The sequence below is a fragment of the Rhodococcus sp. (in: high G+C Gram-positive bacteria) genome (genome assembly GCF_049299235.1).
Classification (GTDB): domain Bacteria; phylum Actinomycetota; class Actinomycetes; order Mycobacteriales; family Mycobacteriaceae; genus Rhodococcus.
Genome location: NZ_JBAQXC010000390.1, coordinates 1 through 2,711 on the forward strand (window position 1 = coordinate 1; position 2,711 = coordinate 2,711).

Sequence of the window (2,711 nt, forward strand, 5' to 3'; positions counted from 1 at the left end):
CAGCAGCCGGACCGCTCGCGACGGTTTCGATGCAGCCGGTCGCGCCGCACGCGCACTGGTCGACGCCGTACACCGACGTCATGTGCCCGATGTGGCCCGCATTGCCCGAGCGGCCCGTCACGACCCGACCGCCGAGCACGAGTCCACCGCCGATTCCGGTCGACAGGACCACGCTCAACAGGTCGGCGGTGCCCTGGCCCGCACCGTGTCGCTGCTCGCCGAGCGCCGCGGCCGCGCCGTCCACGACCAGCCGGATACGCGCAGTCGGGAACAGGGACCGCACCGCATCGGCCAGTGCGAAACCGGTTGCCCATTCGGCGATGTTGATCGGCGAAACGGTGCCGGCGGAGATGTCGACCGGCCCGGCGCTCGCGATCCCGACCGAGGCGATCGTCCGGTCACCCGCCGTGTGGCGCAGCAGACCGGCCGCGGCGTCCCACACGCCGGCCGTCGGAGTGGGAACACTCGTCGGGTCGCGGGGGATGCCGTCGTCGTCGACGGTGGCCGCGGCGAGTTTCGTGCCGCCGACGTCGAAAGCGAGTGCCGTCATGCGCACGACAGTAGCGGGACGGCCGCACAAGGCGCCCTGCTCCCGGTGTTCAGTTCCGGCTGTTCAGTTCCGGCGCAGCACCAGCACGAGATTGCTCACCAGGAACTCGCGGACCACCGGGATCTTCACCAGCCACCACGCCCAGCGCGGATGGTAGCGGGGGAACGCGGCGAGCAGTTCGCCGTCGGGGGTGCTGCCGGCCCAGCGCAGGCCGTCGCCGCAGCCCACCTCGAACAGTGAGACGCCGTACCGGTTCTTCGGTTCGTGGCCGTGCTTGCGGGTGTAGCGGCGGGCCGCGTATTCGCCGCCGAAGGCGTGCCACGGCCCGGTCTCGTGGCCACCGAACGGGCCCCACCACAGCGTGTAGGACAGCACCATCAGGCCGCCCGGCCGGGTGACCCGGAGCATTTCGTCGGCCATTACCCACGGCTGCGAGACGTGTTCGGCGACGTTCGACGAGAAGCACACGTCCACGGATCCGGTCCGTACCGGCAGTGCCAGCCCGGACCCCCGGATCGAGCCGCCCACCCGCAGTCCGGCGGCGTGCATCTCCGACGGATCCGGCTCGATCGGGACGTATCGGGCGCCGACGGCGCCGAATGCGTCGGCGAAGTAGCCGGGGCCGCCGCCGACGTCGACCACGGTGGTGCCGGTCAGGTCGCGGCCGGTCAGGCCGGTGTAGAGGTCGCCGATGAGGTCGACGGTGTCGCGGGCGACACCGCCGTAGAACACCTCGGGTGCGGTCTGTTCGAACCGGAAGCTGCCGAGCAGTCCGACGGAACGGCGCAGTGTCGCGCGGCGGGCGAAGCGCCCGGCGACGCGGGACGGAACAGTGTCGGACACGAGAGGCCACTGTAATGGGCGCCCGCGAACGGGTCGGTCCGCCCCGCATGACAAAATCATTCGCATCGCGTATAAACACATCTTGTGTCTAAGACGTATTCAGCGGCCGAGCAGGTCTACCGCGAGGTGAAGGAGCGGATCCTGTCCGCCACCCTGCCCGGCGGCGAACTGATCAGCGAAGGCGAGATCGCCACCGAGATGGGAACGAGCCGCACCCCGGTCCGAGAGGCGTTCCTGCGCCTCGAAACCGAAGGGTGGATGCGGCTGTATCCGAAACGCGGCGCGCTCGTCGTACCTGTCGCCGACGGCGAAGCCGAACACGTCGTCGCCGCCCGACTGCTCCTCGAAGCCGACGCGGTCCGCATCGTGTCCGTCGGCCCGGACACCGCCCGCGTGGAACTCGTACGCGCACTGCGCGCCAACCTCGACGCCCAGCGCGACGCCGCCGATGCCGGTGACGTCATCGCGTTCAGCGGACTCGACGCGGATTTCCACGGTCTGATCGTCCGGGCCGCCGGAAATCCGCTGCTCGTCGACTTCTACATCGGCCTGCGCGAACGTCAGCGCCGCATGACCGCACGATCGCTGATGCGCGACCCCCGGCAACTGAATTCGATCATCGACGAACACGCCGCGCTCGCCGACCTCGTCGGCGGCAGCGACGCAGCAGGCTTCGCCGCCGCCGACGACACCCACATGAGACGCGTCCACGGACTGCCGCTCACCACCGGAGGAGAAGCACGATGAGCGCCGGACCGGCCGCCGCAACCGAAGAAGCAACCACCACCGACGACGCGATACCGGGCAGGCGCCGGATCGCCCCGTGGGCGCTGGTCGCGTCCGCCATGTTCGCCGTCGCCTGGGGCGGCAACGAGTTCACGCCACTGCTCGTCATGTACCGACTCGACCACGGCTTCTCCGCCGTCGTCGTCAACATCTTCCTGTTCGCCTACGTCCTCGGCATCGTGCCCGCGCTGCTGCTCGGCGGGCCCCTGTCCGACCGGCTCGGCCGCCGTCCCCTCATGCTGCCCGCGCCGTTCATCGCGGCCGCGGGTTCACTCGTGCTCGCCTTCGGCGCGGACAGCACAATGCTGCTCGTCGTCGGCCGCATCCTCAGCGGTATCGCGCTGGGTCTCGGCATGGCGGTCGGCGGAAGCTGGGTCAAGGAACTGTCGCAGCAGCCGTGGGACACCCGAGCCGGAGCCGGTGCGGGTGCCCGCCGTGCGGCCATGAGCCTGACCGCCTGATTCGCGCTCGGCGCCGGTGTCGCCGGCGTCCTCGCACAATGGGCGCCGTGGCCGAGCGGGCTCGCCTACAC

The 2,711-nt window shown here is 70.4% G+C and carries 3 protein-coding genes and 1 pseudogene; 2 read left to right on the forward strand and 2 right to left on the reverse strand.

What is annotated here, in order from left to right; all coding sequences use genetic code 11:
• Positions 1–550 (reverse strand): ROK family protein (locus WAX14_RS24045; RefSeq protein ID WP_422630556.1); only part of this gene is annotated, 550 nt, incomplete at its 3' end.
• Positions 551–613: 63 nt separating this feature from the next.
• Positions 614–1,393 carry a class I SAM-dependent methyltransferase gene (locus WAX14_RS24050; RefSeq protein WP_422630557.1) on the reverse strand — a complete coding sequence of 260 codons (780 nt, stop codon included), beginning with the start codon at positions 1,391–1,393 and terminating at the stop codon, positions 614–616.
• Positions 1,394–1,477: 84 nt separating this feature from the next.
• On the opposite strand from WAX14_RS24050, the gene WAX14_RS24055 reads away from it, so the two are divergent.
• Both WAX14_RS24055 and WAX14_RS24060 read left to right on the forward strand, forming a co-directional pair.
• The gene (locus WAX14_RS24055) at positions 1,478–2,140 is read left to right on the forward strand and encodes a GntR family transcriptional regulator (protein WP_422630558.1); all 663 of its coding nucleotides are present in this window, start codon (positions 1,478–1,480) and stop codon (positions 2,138–2,140) included.
• A gap of 98 nt (positions 2,141–2,238) precedes the next feature.
• Positions 2,239–2,711, forward strand: a pseudogene (locus WAX14_RS24060) (MFS transporter); the annotation flags it as partial.